This window comes from Candidatus Izimaplasma bacterium HR1 (assembly GCA_000755705.1).
In the GTDB taxonomy this organism is placed as follows: domain Bacteria; phylum Bacillota_I; class Bacilli_A; order Izemoplasmatales; family Izemoplasmataceae; genus Xianfuyuplasma.
The window spans coordinates 624,979-644,676 of record CP009415.1; the positions used below are offsets into that span (position 1 = coordinate 624,979).

General features: G+C 30.3%; 18 protein-coding genes. 14 read left to right on the plus strand and 4 right to left on the minus strand.

Features of this window, described 5'->3' with window-relative positions:
- Positions 1–134 precede the first annotated feature (134 nt).
- Both KQ51_RS03185 and KQ51_RS03190 read left to right on the plus strand, forming a co-directional pair.
- Positions 135–1,493: an FAD-dependent oxidoreductase gene (locus tag KQ51_RS03185; RefSeq protein ID WP_038468816.1), complete on the plus strand. Its 1,359-nt coding sequence runs from the start codon at positions 135–137 to the stop codon at positions 1,491–1,493.
- A 70-nt stretch (positions 1,494–1,563) separates the two neighbouring features.
- Positions 1,564–2,016, plus strand: a complete 453-nt coding sequence (locus KQ51_RS03190) for a GNAT family N-acetyltransferase (RefSeq protein WP_038468818.1) — start codon at positions 1,564–1,566, stop codon at positions 2,014–2,016.
- A 2-nt stretch (positions 2,017–2,018) separates the two neighbouring features.
- Here the strand turns inward: KQ51_RS03190 and KQ51_RS03195 are convergent, their stop codons facing one another.
- The gene (locus KQ51_RS03195; RefSeq protein ID WP_038468821.1) at positions 2,019–2,753 is read right to left on the minus strand and encodes a glycerophosphodiester phosphodiesterase family protein; all 735 of its coding nucleotides are present in this window, start codon (positions 2,751–2,753) and stop codon (positions 2,019–2,021) included.
- 124 nt (positions 2,754–2,877) lie between these two features.
- Between KQ51_RS03195 and KQ51_RS03200 the strand changes: the two genes are divergently transcribed.
- The 4 genes from KQ51_RS03200 to KQ51_RS03215 all read left to right on the plus strand — a co-directional run bounded on the left by KQ51_RS03200 (position 2,878) and on the right by KQ51_RS03215 (position 9,591).
- Positions 2,878–6,594, plus strand: coding sequence for an AAA domain-containing protein (locus KQ51_RS03200; protein WP_038468824.1), 3,717 nt, complete (start codon positions 2,878–2,880; stop codon positions 6,592–6,594).
- Between the two features lie 10 nt (positions 6,595–6,604).
- On the plus strand, positions 6,605–6,952 hold the full coding sequence (locus KQ51_RS03205) for a cupin domain-containing protein (RefSeq protein ID WP_038468828.1): 348 nt from the start codon (positions 6,605–6,607) through the stop codon (positions 6,950–6,952).
- 104 nt (positions 6,953–7,056) lie between these two features.
- Complete coding sequence (locus tag KQ51_RS03210; RefSeq protein ID WP_052609122.1) at positions 7,057–8,214, plus strand: OFA family MFS transporter; 1,158 nt, start codon at positions 7,057–7,059, stop codon at positions 8,212–8,214.
- Positions 8,215–8,727: 513 nt separating this feature from the next.
- Positions 8,728–9,591, plus strand: a complete 864-nt coding sequence (locus KQ51_RS03215; RefSeq protein ID WP_038468831.1) for a hypothetical protein — start codon at positions 8,728–8,730, stop codon at positions 9,589–9,591.
- Between the two features lie 18 nt (positions 9,592–9,609).
- Here the strand turns inward: KQ51_RS03215 and KQ51_RS03220 are convergent, their stop codons facing one another.
- Positions 9,610–10,068, minus strand: a complete 459-nt coding sequence (locus KQ51_RS03220) for a GNAT family N-acetyltransferase (RefSeq protein WP_038468834.1) — start codon at positions 10,066–10,068, stop codon at positions 9,610–9,612.
- Between the two features lie 59 nt (positions 10,069–10,127).
- Positions 10,128–12,185 (minus strand): DUF2207 domain-containing protein, encoded by a 2,058-nt coding sequence (locus KQ51_RS03225; RefSeq protein ID WP_038468837.1) that lies wholly within the window; start codon positions 12,183–12,185, stop codon positions 10,128–10,130.
- A gap of 110 nt (positions 12,186–12,295) precedes the next feature.
- Here KQ51_RS03225 and KQ51_RS03230 point away from each other — a divergent pair, with 110 nt between their 5' ends.
- Positions 12,296–12,763, plus strand: a complete 468-nt coding sequence (locus KQ51_RS03230; RefSeq protein ID WP_038468840.1) for a hypothetical protein — start codon at positions 12,296–12,298, stop codon at positions 12,761–12,763.
- Between the two features lies 1 nt (position 12,764).
- The gene (locus KQ51_RS03235) at positions 12,765–13,517 is read left to right on the plus strand and encodes an exodeoxyribonuclease III (protein ID WP_038468842.1); all 753 of its coding nucleotides are present in this window, start codon (positions 12,765–12,767) and stop codon (positions 13,515–13,517) included.
- A 30-nt stretch (positions 13,518–13,547) separates the two neighbouring features.
- Here the strand turns inward: KQ51_RS03235 and KQ51_RS03240 are convergent, their stop codons facing one another.
- On the minus strand, positions 13,548–14,783 hold the full coding sequence (locus tag KQ51_RS03240) for an aminopeptidase (RefSeq protein ID WP_038468845.1): 1,236 nt from the start codon (positions 14,781–14,783) through the stop codon (positions 13,548–13,550).
- A gap of 160 nt (positions 14,784–14,943) precedes the next feature.
- On the opposite strand from KQ51_RS03240, the gene KQ51_RS03245 reads away from it, so the two are divergent.
- The 6 genes from KQ51_RS03245 to KQ51_RS03270 all read left to right on the plus strand — a co-directional run bounded on the left by KQ51_RS03245 (position 14,944) and on the right by KQ51_RS03270 (position 19,693).
- Complete coding sequence (locus KQ51_RS03245; RefSeq protein ID WP_038468847.1) at positions 14,944–15,564, plus strand: Crp/Fnr family transcriptional regulator; 621 nt, start codon at positions 14,944–14,946, stop codon at positions 15,562–15,564.
- 68 nt (positions 15,565–15,632) lie between these two features.
- Complete coding sequence (locus KQ51_RS03250) at positions 15,633–16,826, plus strand: DUF438 domain-containing protein (protein WP_038468850.1); 1,194 nt, start codon at positions 15,633–15,635, stop codon at positions 16,824–16,826.
- On the plus strand, positions 16,826–17,191 hold the full coding sequence (locus KQ51_RS03255) for a YbaN family protein (RefSeq protein WP_038468853.1): 366 nt from the start codon (positions 16,826–16,828) through the stop codon (positions 17,189–17,191). The genes KQ51_RS03250 and KQ51_RS03255 overlap by 1 nt, the downstream gene beginning before the upstream one ends.
- 121 nt (positions 17,192–17,312) lie before the next feature.
- A complete protein-coding gene (locus KQ51_RS03260) occupies positions 17,313–17,954 on the plus strand; it encodes a TetR/AcrR family transcriptional regulator (RefSeq protein ID WP_038468855.1) in 642 nt (213 codons plus the stop codon).
- 79 nt (positions 17,955–18,033) lie between these two features.
- Complete coding sequence (locus KQ51_RS03265; protein ID WP_144242077.1) at positions 18,034–19,305, plus strand: lysophospholipid acyltransferase family protein; 1,272 nt, start codon at positions 18,034–18,036, stop codon at positions 19,303–19,305.
- A complete protein-coding gene (locus KQ51_RS03270; protein WP_232958015.1) occupies positions 19,289–19,693 on the plus strand; it encodes an NUDIX hydrolase in 405 nt (134 codons plus the stop codon). Before KQ51_RS03265 ends, KQ51_RS03270 begins: the two co-directional genes overlap by 17 nt.
- Positions 19,694–19,698 lie beyond the last annotated feature (5 nt).

Genomic DNA, 19,698 nt, shown 5'->3' on the forward strand with positions numbered 1-19,698 from the left:
GAAAATCTAATCATGTAGCTGAATCTAATTTATTCTGGTATGTCGCTGTTTATAATTAGAGCAATTTTACTTGAAATCCCATTTTTGAGTACTATAATGAGGGTGAAAATTATATATGAAAGGAAATTATATATATGAAGAAAATCGATATGGATATAGTAGTTATTGGTGGTAGTGCAGCAGGATTAGTTGCTGCTATGACTGCTAAATCAAATTATCCTGAAAAAGATGTAATGGTTTTAAGAAAAGAAGAAAAAGTAATGATTCCTTGTGGTATCCCTTATATTTTTGGAACTCTAGGAACTTCAGACAGTAATATTCTTCCTGATGGTGGTCTTGTTAATTTAGGAGTGAATATAAAAGTTGATACTGTTGAAAGAATTAATAAAGAGGAACACACTTTAGAAACAGAAGATGGTTCAGTTATTTCTTATGAAAAATTAATTGTCGCTACTGGGTCTACACCATTTGTACCAAAGAGCATAAAAGGAACTGATTTAGAAAATGTATTTACAGTACCTAAAAACAAAGTCTATCTAGATACGTTTTATGACAAATTGAAAGACTGTAAAAAAATAGCAGTCGTGGGAGCAGGATTCATCGGTGTTGAATTATCAGATGAATTGAATAAAATAGGTAAAGAAGTAACTTTAGTTGAGTTACAAGAAACGATTTTAGGAAATGCATTTGACGATGATACTAGTTTAGTAGCTCAAGACATTTTAACTAATCGTGGAGTTAAAATGTTAAACGGTGTTGCTGTCACTGCTATTGAAGGTAATGGTAAAGCTGAAAAATTAGTATTTAAAGATGGTTCAAGTATTGATGTTGATGCAGTAGTATTGTCAATCGGTTACACATCAAACGTTGGATTAGCTAAAGCTTCAGGTATAAGTGTAAATAGTCAAGGATCTATTAAAGTAGATGCTTATATGAGAACTCATCAAAAAGATATCTTTGCATGTGGAGACTGCGCTCAAAAACGCGACTTTATAACAGGAAGAATTGTTCCTATCATGTTAGCTTCAACAGCATGTGCTGAAGCTAGAGTTGCTGCGTTAAATCTTTATGACTTAGCTACAATCAAAACTTTTAATGGAACTATCAGTATCTATTCTACTAATATTGGAGAAACAACTTTCGGAGTTGCAGGGTTAACAGAAAAAAGAGCAAAAGCTGAAGGATTCAATATCTTAAGTGCAACATTTAAAGGAATTGATAGACATCCAGGAAAATTAAATAATCCTCATTACCAAAGTATTAAACTTGTTGCTAATAAAGCATCAGGGTTAATTATGGGTGGTGAAGTAATTGGCGGTGTTAGTGCTGGTGAATTAACTAATGTATTAGGATTCATCATTCAAAATAAAATGACAATAACTGATTTATTATGTTCGCAAATTGGAACACAACCAATGTTAACAGCATCTCCGGCCGCTTATCCACTAATTAAAGCTGCTGAAATGATCTCAAGAAAAATGTCTAGAAGATAACTTCTATTTAATTAAAAAGGGCTGCGGCCTTTTTTCCTTATATGGTATAATATCAAAAAGAGGTGATTCCATGTATAGATTCAAACGAATGAGACTACATTATGCAAGTGAAATCGCAAATTGGAAATATGATGGGTTTATGAAAGGTGTTTATATGAAACCTTATTTTGACAATTATGATGATTTAACTGGTGACATGAGAGGACCTCTAAATTGTGATGGTTTTGCCGTATTTAGAAATGACGAGTTGTTTGGGTTGTTTGAGTATTATCTGAAAGATGATGGTATTGAAATTGGTCTTGCGATCAATCCTAAGTTTGTTGGAAAAGGATTGAGTAATGAGTATATTTGTGAAGGTATTAACTTTATGGTTAGAGAATACAAGTACAATAAGGACTATGTGTTTCTGGCTGTAGAGGAAGGGAACTTAAGTGCATATCACTCATATTTGAAATTCGGATTCACTAAATACGATCAGGATAAAGAAGAAATAAAAATGAGGTATAGAATAAAAGAGATGTGATTTCACATCTCTTTTTTTATTTCAGGAATAAAGTTTTCAAATACAGCATTATCATAGTGTTTTCTTACAAATGCTAGATCTTCTTTGCTTCTAACTACATAGGAAATTACCATATGTCCTTTCTTATATAATTTATCTAGTTTCTTTCTAGGTAAATCTTTGAAATTATAATTTGTAAAATCGGGTTTTGTATATATATTGGTTAATAGGTGTTTTATTGCTTTACGCATTAATCCTTTCCTATTTGGAAATGTACTAGCTATTTGCCCTCTAATGATATTAGGACTTTGCTTCCTAAATTCATTAACTATGCGAGGGTCAAATGAGTGGATGGCATACTTTATTTGGTAGTTACTCATCAACTCTATAAACAACTTAACAAACTCTTTATAGTGAATACTAGGTTTTAACTCAATCAAATACTCTGTCTTGTTTGGTAGTAGCGTTAAGACGTTTTTCAGTAATGGAATAGTTTCATCTGAATTAAGAACTCTAATATTTTCAATATCAGAATAATTTGATTCATCCACTTTGACTTCTTCCCCACATAACCTCGCTAACGAACTATCATGAAATACAATTATTTCTTTATCCTTAGTCATTCTGATATCCAGTTCAATGTCAAAGCCATGACTAACGGCATTAGAAAAAGCAGTCATTGTATTTTCTGGTATTTCTTTGTTATGTAATCCTCTATGAGCAAAATACCCATCTCTTATCCAACTTAAATCTTTCATCAAATCACCCTCTTGTTATCTATACTTATATTATACTCCTATTTAATCAATTAATAACAAACTAAAACTATGTTTTTTTACTATTTTTTGGTAAACTATTAATAGACTTAATGGGGTGAACAAAATGGCTCTTTGGAAAACTAAATTACTAGAAGACCTATATATTCTAAGAGAGAATATTAGAGAAGAAGAAAAACAAGTAAAAGGAATAGCTCCGATTATTTGTACTGATGATGTATTAGAAGAAATATCAAATAAGAAACCGCTTAAAATAAGCGATTTTTTAGCGATATCCGGATTAAATCGTCAATTTCTAGATAACTACGCGACAAAGTTTTTAAAAGTTGTTATGAAACATCAGACAGCTAATGTAAGAGAAGTTACAGTTTCAAAAAATGCATATAAAGTATTAGATCATTACAAAGATAGATTAACTAATATTTCAAGAAGAAACCCAAATCTCTATATGGGTAAAACTGTCAAAAGATCTAGTTTTGATTTAGCTTCCTTAAATCAAGATATCAATCTGATTAAATTTTTAACTAATAAAAGAGTATCTACATTAAGGTTAGAATTTGCATCTACTTTAAGTGGTGAAAACTTAGAAAGACACATTACTACTTTATACCGAGAAACAAATAAAGAAGAGAAAGAAACAGGATCTTACGACTTATATATTGCTTATCCTTATGTTGAAGGTGTCTTCAAAAAAGACCGTTTTGCTATTCGTGCTCCTTTGCTTTACTTCCCTGTTAAACTAGAGAGAAGTAAAAGGAATTTCAGTATTAAAAAAGATAAAGACAAAGATATAATATATAACCGTGACTTATTATTAGCTACGTCTAAAATGGAGCAATCAGATATTGATTCTAACGCTCCATATATAAATGATTTTAGTATTAAAACTTTAAAAGATATTGTAATTCCCTTTTACGCTAATAATGGAATTAATATCGCTGATAATCAAATCAATTTTGACTTTGATCTATTTAAACCGCAACTTAAAGATAAATTTGTAAAAAGAAGAACTGGTGTTTTTGAGATTAGTGAGAACATAACTATTGGTAGATATAAGCTATATTCATCAATGATTCAAAAAGACATGAGTAAAATTTTAGATCAAAATAAATATAATGAATTACTTGAAGGCTTAATCGATGAGAGTAACCTTTATGAGGATGAAAAAGATGTTATCTTCGCTATCGAACCTAATAAAGTAGAAGAGAAACGTTTATCTTATATCAATGAGATTAACTATGCTCAAGAAAAAGTAATTGATTTACTAAACAAAGAGAAAAAACTGGTTATCTGGGGTCCACCAGGAACAGGTAAATCTCAAACAATTACTAGTTTAATAGCTAGTAGCGTTTTAAAAGGAGAAAATGTTCTTGTAGTAAGTGAGAAAAAAGTAGCACTTGATGTTATCTATTCTCGTCTAAAAGGTGCATCTAAGTATTCTATGTTTATTGATGACGCTGAAAACAAACAAGATTTCTATCATAAACTAAAAGAATTTGTAACACCTTCTCCACCAGAAAGAACTCTAAATAATGATATCTTTAAATTAGAAGAAGAGATAAGAGATATTTTATTTGCTATGGATCGTTCTTTAGAACTGTTATACCATACATCTATTCAAGATGTTCCTATGAGTTTACTGTATAGAAGATACGTTAAAGATAAGGAAATTATCAAAGAGCTAACACCTAAGAAAGTTCATATAATGTTTAGAAATACATTTAAGAAACCAGATTTTAAAGTCTTAGATGCTATTGAAAAAACATTTACCAAAAAGCAAAATCTAACCGATATACTTATATATGATAAAATGCTTTCTAACTATCCCGTTTTAGGTAAATTAGAAACCAAAATAAGTAGATCTAATATTATTGATTTTGAAGAATTTTCAAATGAATATAAAACATATAAAGAAAAAACTAAGCATGCTTGGTTTATTAAGCGATACCGCTTAAAAAAACAGTTCATTGAAAAAAATAAGAAACGTTTATTATTTCTAACTAAGAAGAGCTTTACAGAGAGTAAATACTTACGTTTATTACTAGATGATGATACACTTCATTATTATATCTTAGAGAATATTAATAAGCTTAATAAAGTAAGAAATATTTATAGCAAGTTAACAGAACCAGAACATAGTTTCTTGCATATGTTGGCAAACCATAGTTTAGTCAGAGATTTTAATGATATTGCTAAATATCGTAAGTATTTATTTGATGCATTTTATACTGGGTATTTAGAAGAGTTTAAGGCAAAAAATCAAAAACATTTATACATCTTTGATAAGTATCGTGAAAAATTAATCGAACTAGATGGTTTAATGAATGAGAAAAAACAAGTAACTGTTGAATCATTTGAGATGGAATTATACAAACACGCATTTAATTTTGCTAATACAAAACGTATTATGGATATAAAACGTGTCTTAGAAAACACTAGAAAACCAAGTGTTAAAGCGTTTATTGATATCTTCCAGTTAGAGTTAATGAGTAATGTTAGAGTTTGGATGATGACACCTGAAGTAGTTAGTGCAATTATTCCTCTTGTATACGGTATGTTTGACCTAGTTATATTCGATGAAGCTTCACAAATGTACGTAGAAAAAGGTATTCCATGTATCTACAGAGCTAATAAGGTTGTAATTGCTGGTGACACAAAACAGTTAAGACCTTCAAGTTTAGGTATTGGACGTTTAGAAGATGAAGATGAGTTCTATGAAGATCAAGTTCTAAGAGATGTTTCTATGGATGCGAAAAGTCTTTTAGACTTAGCGAGATATAAGTATCAAGAGACGATTCTTAATTACCACTATCGTTCCCAATATGAGGAACTTATAGCATTTAGTAACCATGCTTTTTACGAGGGTAAACTAATTGTTTCCCCTAATCAAACAAGTAGTGTTAAACCACCAATTGAATATGTTCACGTCAAAGATGGAGTCTTTGAAAATAGACGTAATCCTGAAGAAGCTAAGGCGGTTATTAAGTTAATTAAAAAAGTCTTTAGAGAACGAGAAAACAATGAAACAATCGGTGTTATTACTTTTAATAGTACCCAAAGAGATAGTATTGAAAATCTCATTGATGAAGAACTATTTAAAAGAAGTAGATATCAAAAAGAATTTGAAAGTGAATTATTTAGAACCGAAGAAGGCGAAGATAAAAGTCTCTTTGTTAAAAATATTGAAAATGTTCAAGGTGATGAACGAGATATAATCATATTCTCAATGGGGTATGCAAGAGACCCAGAAGGGTTTGTCCGTCGTAGATTTGGTTGGTTAAACAATGATGGTGGACAAAACAGACTTAATGTAGCTATAAGTAGAGCTAAAAGAAAAATCTACTTTGTCTCAAGTTTATTCCCAGAAGAACTCAAAGTAGAAGATTTAAAAAGCACTGGACCTAAATTACTGAAAGATTATATGAGATACTGTTACTATGTATCAAATAAAAAACCTCATTTAGCTAAAGAAGTTTTAAATCAACTTCACACTAGAGAGGCTAATGACGATGAGAATAACATTCCTGAACTAGTTAAAGATATCCAAAAACGTTTAGAGAGAAACAACTACAAAGTAGAAACATCAATTGGGATTGGTAACTATAGTATTAATCTAGCTATTTATAACGAAGAGACAAAAGCTTATAGTCTTGGTATCATTTGTGATGTTTCTAATCCAATTGATTTAGACGCAAGAAGAGATCTTTTCCATCAAGAAAAATACTTAGAAGTAAGAAATTGGAAACTATACCGTGTCTTTGCTTCTAATTGGTACACAGATCCAAACAAAGAAATGAGAAATATTAGAGATTTACTTAAATAGGAGGCTAAAAATGGTTGTTGGTAATATTAAGGATTTACAAGGTAATGTAGTAAATCATCCTAGCGCTAAAGACGCTGCAATGAAAGTATTAGTATCAGGAAAAGAAGGTTGGGACTCTCATGTTATGAGAGTTGTAGAAGTAGAACCAGGTGGATACACACCTAAGCATTCTCATCCTTGGCCACATATAAATTATATTATTGAAGGAAAAGGTGAAATCTTAATTGAAGATACATTTTATCCTGTAGAATCTGGGTCATATGCATTTGTACCAAACGACAAACTTCACCAATTTAGAAATACTGGAGAAAGTCAATTTAAGTTTATTTGTATCGTCCCGACAGAAGGACATAAATAAGAACTGAGAAATCAGTTCTTTATTTTTATTCATTTATCTTGAAGTTCAAAGTATATTATTATAATATATATAAGGAATACTTTTTACTTGATAGGAATGATAATATGCTTAAAAAACAACTACAATATGTTGTAATTGGAACAATGTTAATGCTGTTACTAGGAATCGTATATAGTTACAGTATGTTTCGGCTAGAGCTAGAAACCACTTTAAATATTTCTAAGTTTGCTAGTGGGGTCCCTTATATGATCGCATTATTCTTTTTTAGTTTATTTATGGCTATAGGAGGAATACTTTATAGTAGATTTAACACGAGACTAATTGCTAGTATTGGTGTTATTTTAATTTCTTTAGGTTTTGTTTTATCATCACAAGTTAATTCGATTTTCTTAATAACTATTACCTACGGAGTTATTGTTGGAACTGGTGTTGGTATTTTATATGGGTTACCATTAAGAATAGTTCCACAGCTAGATTATCATAATACTGGACTATTAACAGGGATAGTCTTACTAGGATTTGGACTTTCACCCTTGGTATTTGCACCACTTATAAATTCCCTTATCATTAATCAAGGATTAAGCGTTACTTTTCTCTATTTAGGTATATCTTATTTGATATTAACAATTCCTCTTATACTTGTTCTTTCTAGTCGTGATACTCAACCAAAGAATAAAGATAGATTAGAATATAGTATAATCAAAAACAAGAAGTTTATAAGTCTTTACATCTTATTCTTTTTAGGGACATTTATTGGTTTAACATTTATTGGCTTTACAGGTAATATAGGAAAAGAACTAATAGGTATAGATCAAAATGCAATCGCGATTCTACTCGGGTTGTTTGCCATATTTAATGGCTTGGGAAGACCACTTTTTGGTTATCTTCACGATCGTATAGGGTTTAAAAAAAGTGCTATTATATCTTTTATTACTTTGATATTCGCAACGTTACTACATTACACATTTAGTACTAGTTATTTTATCTTTATAGTTAGTTTTATCTTATTCTATCTAAACTTCGGTGGCTGGTTGAGTCTAGCACCAAGTACTACAATTGAATTATTCGGTAAAAAAGACTATTCTAAAAACTTTGGTTTAATGTACACTGCATACGGTGTAGGGGCTATCTTCGGTAATTCTATAGGTGGGTATTTAGTGGAGAGTCTAGGTTTAAGATCAATCTTTTTACTTATGAGTTTCATTTCAGTATTAGGACTTATTTTTGTAAAGATAAGCTTTAAAGACTACAAAAAGGAGTGAAAACTCCTTTTTTATTTAGTTATCCACAATAATGAATTAGTTATCCACGACCAGTTTAATTTCCAAACTATTTTCTATTCTCTACGTAGGGATTAAACTAATGACCGCTCCAAATGTGGAAAACTATGTGGATAAAAACCTTCTCCAGAATCGTTGACTTTAGCACATTAAAGTGTTTTAATTAATATACGGAGAGAAGAAACACACTTATATTCGCTTCTTGAAAACAGAAAAGTAAAAAGATTAAAGAAATAAGAGAAATTAGAATAAATAAAATTAGCAAATCATTAAATAGATTTATCTATTAAGTGTCGGAGCTATAATAAAAATCTAAAGACACTTAATGACGTGATCAGTCAGAAATTCTGTTGATAGATACCTAGTATTTATTAAAGGAAAAAGTATTTGTGTAAACCTTGATCAGGTCTTCTCTCTTTTGTATTTCATGAAAAAGCAACTGCGGTTGCTTTTTTTCTTTAGGATATATATAATTATTATGTCAGGAGTGATACTATGGATTATTATGATAATGGAGCCAGTCATCAAGGGGCATTAAGAAATATTGTTGAAAAACAAGGTGAATTAATTACGAAGTCCAAAAAAGTGATTAGAGGTATCGAACTTTTTGCTTTCTTATCAGCTTTATTTGCTTGTCTTATTATGTATCTGTCTACTGCGAAAGTAGGTTTTTATGCTATACCTATAGGTGTTGGGTCACTGATTACTTTATTAACACACTTAATTGTACCTAGTGTTTACAAAGGTAAGTTAGTAAAGGAAGTTGTAAATAAAGAAGTAATTAACCTTTATAATTACGAGAATAGTACTAATTTCGATTACTTAGATAAAATTAAAGTAAGAAACAACTTTAACAAAGAGATGGGTTTGTTTACTAGACTTGCTAGTGTTTCTACTAGATTTCAAATTATTGGTGAAGATATCAATATAATGAACTGTACACTAGTAACAAGTAATGGGAAAAGTTCAACAGTTCACTTTGATGGGATATATATGATCTATAAGAAAATGTGTAGTAAAACATTTCAACTGCGTACCAAAGGTAGACCTAAACTAAAGGGTGTTAAGTTTTCGAAACAAGAAGGTGAACTATATAGTGAATTTGTTCCATTTGAATCAAACGAAATTATTGATAGTTACTATATAAACATATTTGAGTCTTCATTAAATAGTATTGAGTTATCTAAAAAGAAAGTATATTTAGGTTCTAATCTAAAAGAGATTCATTTTGGGTATCATCCGCCAAAATTTATGAAGTATGATGAGTTCACTTATGAAGTGTTTAAAGAGTACTATAAGTACTTCTCAAATATACTCAATTTAGGATTAAGAATTAAGGAACAGTTATCAGACCAATAAAAAATAGGCAAATTTTGCCTATTTTTTTAATTTAAATGAGATTATATCTTGTTTATATATTTCTGCACCTTGTTGTTTATAGAAATTCTTTGTTCTTTCTTCACTATCATCCGCCATACCCATAATTCTAACGACTTGGTTTTCTTCACACCATTTGCGCATTTCCTCAAAGAGTATTTTTCCATATCCCTTTGAACGATAGTTTTTATGTATATGCATTTCATTGAGCCATAAGTATTTACCAGCGCTTTCCATTCCAATAGCGATATTAAAGAAAGCAAAACCGATAACATGTGAATTATCGCTTATTACAAGTAAATAAGCATTTTCTTGTTTGAAAGCTAATTGAATTGTCTTCATTAACTGTTCATTCGTTTTGGGAGAACCAATATATTCCATTTGGTCTTTAAGTAATAATATAATTTGTGTCGCATCTAAAAACTCATCCATACTATTAATAAACTTTACTTCATACATTTTGTTTCCTCCTTATAATTTAATTATACACGGTTATTAGTATTTTTAAAATATAAGGTTTAGCGGCTGCGGCCACCGCCACCACCACCACCGAAGCTTCCACCACCGCTGAATCCTCCTCCAGAAGAACTACGTCTGCTTTGGATAACACGGTTATTAGCTTTATGGAAGTTATCACTATGAGAGTGACTTAACCTTCTTACAAAGTAACTATGACGATAGTAGTTGTATTGTCGCCCATTGTATCTACTAGTTTGAGTTTGATATTCATTATTATCTGCTAGTTTAACTTGTAATTGATCTAATACTTTATCTGCGAAACCAAATACCGTAGCATAGATTAAGTTGTGATCCCAAAATTCTACAGCATTTATATCAGCATCTTTTACAACATTTAAGTTTTCTAAGTTATCTCTATACTTAGTCCATGATAAATAGAATTCTTGTCCTTCGATAGATCTAAGTTTTAATTTAGGTATTTCTGTTATTAAATAGAATAAACCAAGAAGTAACGGAGCAAAATGAAACATATTTATATAGTTTGTTGTTAAAAATCCTATAAGAATTAAAGTGAACCCTAATCCTGGAATTATATAAGCTATCTGTGCTTTTCTTCTTTTTGAATATTGTGACTTATCATAGAATTTAAATTTTCTAGCTTCAGAACGTACCTGTCTTTCAAAGTCATTTTCATTTTTGACAAATTTAGATGCTTCTAAAGTAGTTTTTGAAAGGTCATCAAAATCTTTTAGGGAAACCTTTGTACCATCACCAATTTCATCGATATACCAATCGATTAAGTGTTTTTCAAAGTCTTTTAACTCATTAAGGTCTTTTTCTTGATTCAAGATTAAATCAATATCAAAAGTATCCTCAAACTTCTTATACTCATCATTTGAATAATTTGAGTAGTCATCATATTTTGTAAGGGCATTTTTCTCGTTGTTTAATCTTTCCTTTTCGCCTTCAATTAGGTCTTTTACTGAATAATTGATACTATCAAATATTTTTGAATCATCAACTATCAAGTAATTCCTGTATATTAAATCTAACAATGTTGCACTTATATCTTCGGATGATAACTTCATACCACGATACAAGTAACCAACAACTGCAGGTGAATGATCTGTTGGTGGTGATACTATATTTTTATCATCTATATCTGTTTTTGGAGGTTTAAAGTAAACTTTTTTGACTACTTTGATAGCTCCAATAGATAGCAATGATAATACTATTGCAACTATATATAGGGAGATACTTAAATAATCTATTATTTTATTCTCTTCAATCAGGTTATTCTCAAAATCTAGTATTACTTGTTTGTTCATATCTGCTTCTAGGTATTTATTAACTTCAGCAACATCAGAAAAAGTAGTTGTAGGAACTAACAGTCTAAAAGCTAAAGAATCGTTTTTAGTCATGTTCTCAAAATTTATTGTTATTGTATTAGTACCATTAAACGTTACTTCATTATTTCTAATGTTTGGGGTAAATATATCATACTCAGAAATATTGTTAGGTAATACTATATTGATTTCACCATCATATACATTTCCTTCTGCATACTCAAATAGAACCCAGTTTAGTTCACTAATGTCAGAATATTCAGTAATAACATCTTCTATAATATACTCATATTTAAATTTTGTTTGGCCATCTAAACCACCAATATAAGTTGCATTTATAAAGAATGACTCACAGTTTCTGCTTGCATCACTAGGACAAGCTACTCGATCAAATCTTTCATCTAGATCATTATTAAATGAATAACCTACTCTGGCATCTTCAGTACGATTAACTCCATCTTTATATATTTCAGCACTGTATGTTTCTGTGTTGAATGTAGCTATATTATTTGAATTATAAGGCAATGGATAATTACTTGGGAACTTATCATATTCAATATCCCTAAATCTAACATTATAATCATCACCATATCTCATATCCCATGTTTCAAAAACATGCATGTCACCATCATTATCAAAAATGATGTCTGCAGAATACTCATTTATTCTGATATCACCATCAAGCATAATACTGTCAATTGTACCGATGATAAAAAAGAAAGTAGTTGGCAGTAGTATTAATAGATAGATGTATATAAATTTAATCTTCATTTGTTTCCCTCCCGAATCTGTAAACTATAATAAGTATAACATATATTATTTTTAAAATTGTTAAAAACTAGGTATCTAAGATATGGTAAACTAAAGATAGAGGTGATTAGATGAAATATGATATAAAAGAAGAACCGTCTAGAGTATATTACGGGATTAGTGAAGTTATCGATTTAAACAGTGATGAAAACACTCCTTTTGGAGATATTTGGGATAAAACAGCTAAGATGTTTGATATGAAGTATTTTAATCCTGAATGGTCTGCCATTGGGTTAGAGATTTATCCATATAACTTTTTAGAGATTAGAAAATTCACATATTCAGCTCTAATGCCTATTAATAGTACTGAAGGATTAAATCAGAATAGAGTTATCCGTTTAAAAGCAGGTAAATACATTAGATTTGAAACAACATTTGTTGAGTTAACTAAAGGATTTATTCCTAAGGTTTATAAGTATATACAAGAAAATAACATACCTGTAGCCTTTGAGTTTGATTATGAAGAGTACCCACCTGAATTTAATCATTCTAATCCAAACAGTACTGTATATGTATGTTTCGAATATAAAGGAGAGTAAGATGAAATTTGTCTCATGGAATGTAAATGGTCTAAGAGCTTGCATGAAAAAAGGGTTTGCTGAGTTCTTTAGAGAAGTAGATGCTGATTTCTTCAGCATCCAAGAAACTAAAATGCAAGAAAATCAAAAAGAATTTGCTTTTGAAGGATATCGTGAATACTGGAATGATGCTGAAAAAAAAGGTTATTCAGGAACATTGATTTATGCGAAATATGAACCATTAAATGTAATTTACGGTTTACCTGATGATGGATATAACGATGAAGGTCGTATTATTACTTTAGAGTATAATGACTTCTATTTAGTTAATACTTATGTTCCTAACTCAAAAAGAGAATTACTTCGTTTAGATTATCGTCAAGTATATGAAGATAGAGTTAGAGAATATTATAAGGAGTTGAATGAATCTAAACCAGTTATATTATGTGGTGATTTAAATGTAGCTCATACTGAGATAGATTTAAAGAATCCTAAAAGCAATAAAAGAAACGCAGGTTTTACTATTGAAGAAAGAACTAAGTTCACTAAACTATTAGATAGTGGATTTACAGATACATTTAGATATCTTTATCCAGAAGTAATAAAATACTCATGGTGGAGTTATATGTTTAATGCGAGAAAGAATAACTCTGGATGGAGAATTGATTACTTTGTTGTATCAAATGATATAAAAGCCAAAGTAGTAGAAGCAGAAATACTAAATGACATTATGGGTAGTGATCATTGCCCAATAGTACTAGATATTGAGCTATAAAAAAAAGAGGTTTGCTAACCTCTTTTTGTTTTAGATAATGAAATCTCCATCTTTAAAGATTTGAACTGTAGTACCATCTTTCTTAGTACCAATGATATTCATATCTTTACTACCAAACATAAAATCAACATGTGCCATTGAATTATTTGAATTAGCTTTATCTAATTCATCTTGGCTCATTGTAGTTCCACCTTTTAGATTCATTGGATATGATCTACCTAGAGCTAAATGACAAGATGCATTTTCGTCAAACAGAGTATTGTAGAATAAGATACCAGAGTTACTAATTGGTGAATTATGGCTAATTAAAGCAACTTCACCTAAACGGTTACTACCTTCATCAAACTCAATTAATGATTTTAAAGTTTCTTTTGCTTTTTTAGCATCATAACTAACAACTTTGCCTTCTTCGAAATCTAAATAGAAATCTTCAATTAGGTTACCATTATAGTTTAAAGGTTTTGTCGCTACTACACGTCCTTCTACGCCATATTTATGGGGCATAGTAAAATTCTCTTCTGTAGGGATATTTGGATTGAAGTAAACGCCTTTAGTAGTGTTTTCTCCTCCACCAGCCCACACATGGTTATCAACGAGTTTAACAACTAAATCTGTTCCTAAACTGTTTTTAAAATGTAGTGATTCAAAGTTATTATCATTTAATATTTTATTATGTGATAATAAACCTTTATTATGATCAGCCCATTCTTGAACTGGATTGTTATCTTCAGTTACTCTTGATGCACTTAAGATTGCATCCCATAATGCTTCAACAGCTTCTTCACCTTTTAATTCAGGGAATACTTTTTCTGCCCATACTTGGTTAGGAGCTGCAACGATACTCCATTGGGTATGGTTACCCATCATATGATCACTATAGAATTTAAGTTTTTTAGATCTTGCTTTTCCTTCTCTTTGTAGTTTATTAGGATCAACACCTGCGTTTAAACCAGGAACAGGAGAAGTAATACTTATTGCACATCCACCTTTTGCTATGAATTCTTTGACTTTATCAACACTCCACTCAGGTACTTCTTCAAGAGTTTCTGCTGTCATATAATCATATCCAGTACGTGAAACATAAGGGTCGTTCCATTGTACTTGAACTTCTTTTGCTCCAGCTTTGTATGCTGCTTCTACGATTAATCTTGCTAAATCTTTTGATTCAACGCTACTTCTAACCCATACTAATTGATCTTTTTGAACATTAGCACCTGTTTCTACAGCTAGTTTAGCGAATTTTTTTAATAGTTCTAATTTTGGCATAAAATCATTCCTTTCTCTCTAGAAACATTATAACAGTTTTATTTTTATTACAAAATAAACATTTAATATTTTTTTGTCGTTGTGCTTATTTGTAAAAATTACCATATTAATTGTTTGGATACTAATAGTTGTTATAATATTCTTTGAAAGTGGTGATTGTATGAAACAGTACTGTAATACCTGTATTTATTCAACTCTTCCAACAAAGACTATACAACTCCACGAGAAGGATGTAATCTTCTTAGAAGGAGACGAATTGCTTTATAGTTTTATGATTGTTGAAGGACTTGTAAAGATTAGTAAAATAACGATTAATGGTGAAGAGAAGATATTTGATATTTTTGGACCTGATGATTTTATTGCATTAGTATCAATGTTAAAAGAAGATGATAAATATATCGCTACTGCAACTTGTTTAACTGAAGTCAAACTAAATTTGCTAAGGAAAGATGATGTTATACAGGCTTATCGTTCTAACAACAAGTTTAAAGATATTTGCATGTCATGTGCCATGACAAGAACAAATCTATTTCAATCACAACTATTCAACTCCACAAATAGTGATATTGAAGAAAGAATTCTTCAGGTTTTAAAGTATTTATCAACTAAATTTGGAAAATCAACTGGGGATTTATTAACATTAAAACTACCTTTCTCAAAAACTACTTTAGCTAGTATTGTAGGGATTAGAAGAGAAACGTTATCTCGAAGACTAACTAGTATGCAAAAAGATAATTTGATTGAGATCAATAAAAATATTTATAAATTTAACCGTATGTGATTCTAGTCACATACGGTTTTTGTTTTATATGTAATAATAGGGATGAATTCAAATTAGGAGGAATTATAATGAGTGAACTAATAAACAATAGACAAGAGCAATTAAAAGCAATTATTAAGGAAATCCATAAAGGTATGCCTTTAGACGAGGCAAAAGCTTTATTTAAGAAACATTTTGAATCAGTTACTACAGAGGAAATCACTTCAATGGAACAATCATTAATCGAAGAAGGTATGCCTTTAGAAGAAGTTCAAAGCTTATGTGATGTTCATGCTGCTGTTTTTGATGGTAGTATAAGTGATATCCATACAACTAAAGATCAAACACAAATTGAAGGGCATCCTGCGAAGGTGTTTATCGATGAGAACAGTAAAATAATGGAACTTATCGAGAAAGAGATAAACCCCTATTTAAATAAACTAGATAAATCGTCGCACTTAATGATTCGTATCGGTGTCGAAAGATTACTAGAAATTGACAAGCATTACAAACGAAAAGAAAATTTATTCTTTCCCGGTTTAGAAAAAAGAGGGATAACTTCAATTCCTAAAGTTATGTGGGGAGTAGATGACGAGATTAGAAAAATGCTAAAAGGTGTTAAAGCTAATCTAGATAGTATTGACAATGATTTAGAAAGTGCACATAGAGTATTAGATCAAGCCTTAACTAAAGTAATAGATATGATTACTAAAGAAAATAACATCTTGATTCCAATGCTATTAGATAAGTTATCTTTATATGATTGGATTCTAGCTGATGAAGGTAGTGATGAAGTAGGTTATTTCTTAGATGCACCTAAAGCTTCATGGACTACTAAAGAAAACCATAAAGAAGAGAAACAAGATGAAATTATCAATGGAGAAATTCCTTTTGATGCTGGGACACTTACAAATATTGAAGTTAATGCAATCTTAAATACAGTACCAGTTGATATGACTTTTGTTGATAAAGACGGTAATGTTAAATACTTCACACAAGGTAAGGAAAGAATCTTTGATCGTCCTCATACAGTATTAGGAAGACACGTAAACATGTGCCATCCACCACAAAGCGTTCATATAGTTGAAGAAATTGTTGAATCATTCAAATCTGGAGAAAAAGAACATGAAGATTTCTGGATTCAAATGGGACCAATGTTTGTTCACATCAGATATTATGCAGTTAGAGACAAAGAAGGTAGTTTCTTAGGAACTTTAGAAGTATCACAAAATATTAAACCAATTAGAGATTTGGAAGGAGAAAAGCGATTACTCGCTAAATAATGAAAATATTTTTCATTGTTTCCGGATTTCTATCACTTGGGATTGGAGTAGTAGGAATAATCCTACCAGTCCTTCCTACAACACCTTTTCTAATCTTGACAGGTTTCTTGTTTGCTAAAGGATCTGAGAAATATGCAAATTGGTTTAAAGGAACAAAACTATACACTAAGTATTTAAAAGATTTTATCGAGCATAAATCAATGACAAGAAGACAAAAATGGACATTACTTATACTAGTCGACCTAATGTTGTTAATTTCATTTGTTAGCATACAAAACATGGTGATAAAATTATTAATCATAGTATTAGTAATAACTAAGCATATATATTTCTATAAGAACATAAAAGTAACTAAAACTAACTAATAAAGCGATTTATTAGTTAGTTTTTTATGTAGTGACCTTTAGTCAATATGATATATTACTGTATTGACTTACAGTCATAATAATGATAGTATTAGACTATAAAGCATTGTGGGGTGATTTTATGCCAAGAGCATTGACAGAAGATGAAAAAAGATTAAAGGAACTATCCATTATTGGCAAGGCATTTGAACTCTTTGAAGGTAAGTCCTTTAGAGCTTTTAGAATGGATGATCTTGCAAAGTTATGTAAAATGTCAAAAGGTATTGTTTTTAAGTACTTTGAATCAAAGGAAATGTTGTTCTTAAAAATGTTAGAAATTGAATATGAAAAGCTATTTCAAGACTTAGATAAGAAAATAATTAAACACAATGAAATGACAAAAGATGAATTTAGAGAGTTTATGATAAATTATTTTAAACGAATGCTAAATCATAGAATTCCTTTTATGCGCTTACTTAAGATAAAAAGTACTATACTTGACGAAAATCAAACTTATAATTTTGCTTTAAGGAATAATCAAAAGATTCATGACATGTACTATGAGTTGTCACAGAATCTAATGTTCAAGGTTAAAGGTGTTTCCTTAAACCAAATAAGTACTTTACTAGCATATCAAAATATGGTGATTGTTGGCTATCTAAATACCTTTGTCAATGAGGGTATTGTTAAAAATGTTATTGAAGATGCTAATCTTGAGTTGTTCACAGTTGATCAAAGACAGTTAGCTATTGAAGCATTTACCCTTTATATTAACCAAATGTAATAATAAGTTTTAGTAATTCCTATATAAGTAATTACTGTATAATAAAGTTATGGGAGCGGATAAGTAGAAAGGCGGATTTATGAAGATTAGTGATATTGCACCGATATCAAACGAGGAGATATCTTGTATGCCTCGATTTGATTTAGAAAAATCACCAATAAAAGCACGGTGGTATCTCCAATTATTGTCTTGGATTTTAAGTTTCCCAGAAACCTTCCAAGTTAAATCAAAGATTACTAGAATTAGGATGAAAGGTCTAAAAGGACCTTATATTTTGTTGTGTAATCACAATAGTTTTCTTGATTTCAAAGTTGCTACTAAAGCAATATTTCCACGAAGAGCTAATTATATTGTCGCGGTTGATGGCTATATAGGTAGAGAATGGCTTTTAAGAAATGTCGGGGGAATTGGTAAAAGAAAATTCATAAGTGATCCTTATACATTTAGACAAGTTAAACATTGCTTAGAAGTTAATAAAAGTATTTGTGAAATATATCCCGAAGCTCGTTATTCTCTAGTTGGAACTAACTCTATTCTCCCAGATAGTTTAGGTAAACTAGTAAAAGTGCTAAAATACCCTGTTGTTACATTAATCTCCGAAGGTCATCATCTAAGACAACCCTTCTGGAATTTAACTAAGAGGAAAGTGAATTCGAAATCTACAATAAATCAAATTCTTACTAAAGAAGAGATAAAAGATAAATCATATAATGAAATTAATCAAATCATTAGAGAAAATTTTGTTTATGATGACTATAAATATCAACTTGATAATAAGATTGAAATTGATTTTGAGGATCGTGCTAAAGGTTTGCATAAGGCTTTATATCAATGTCCAGATTGCTTGACAGAATTTAAGATGAAAAGCGATAAAAACATAATTTGGTGTGAAAATTGTAATACAGTTCACAAAATGAATGAATATGGACAATTGTTCAAAGAGGATGGTAAAGCCCTATTTTCCCATATTCCTGACTGGTTTGAATGGCAAAGATCTAAAGTAAGAGAAGAAATCAAAAAAGGTGAATATAATGTTAAGTTAGATGTTATAATTGAGTCGTTACCGAATAGTACAGGCTTTTATCGTTTAGAAGATGGTACTCTAAATCATGATAAAAATGGCTTTGTTCTAAAGAATCCTGACTTTAGATTAGAAAAAAGCATTCTTGCTAATTACGGGGTTCATATAGAGTATGATTACTTTGGGAAAGGTGATTGTGTAAGCTTCTCTACTTTAGAAGATACATACTACATATATCCAAAAGATCAAACATATAGTGTTACTAAATTCCACCTAGCAGTGGAAGAACTTTATAAACTGGAAGTGAATAGAGATGGAGATGACCTATAATTTAGTCTTAGTCTTCGACAAAGATGAAAAGCGAGTACTAATGTGTTTTCGGTCAAAAAACCCTTATAAAGGAAAATATAACCTTTTAGGAGGTAAGATTGAAAACGGGGAAGATTATTTAGAAAGTGCTTATCGAGAACTCTTTGAAGAATCAGGGATTACAGCAGAAGATATAACATTGGAGCCATTTATGGACTTTGCATGGCATCCGATAAATATGGAAATGAAAGTCTTTTCTGGAGTATTAAAACATGATGTGCAATTAGTTGATGAGGTACACGAGTTATTTTGGATAGATATTGAGGAGAATTTCTTTGATTATGAGAAATTCGCGGGTGAGGGTAATATTGGCCACATGATTAAGTTATGTCATGATTGGAAAAAATAAGAAAA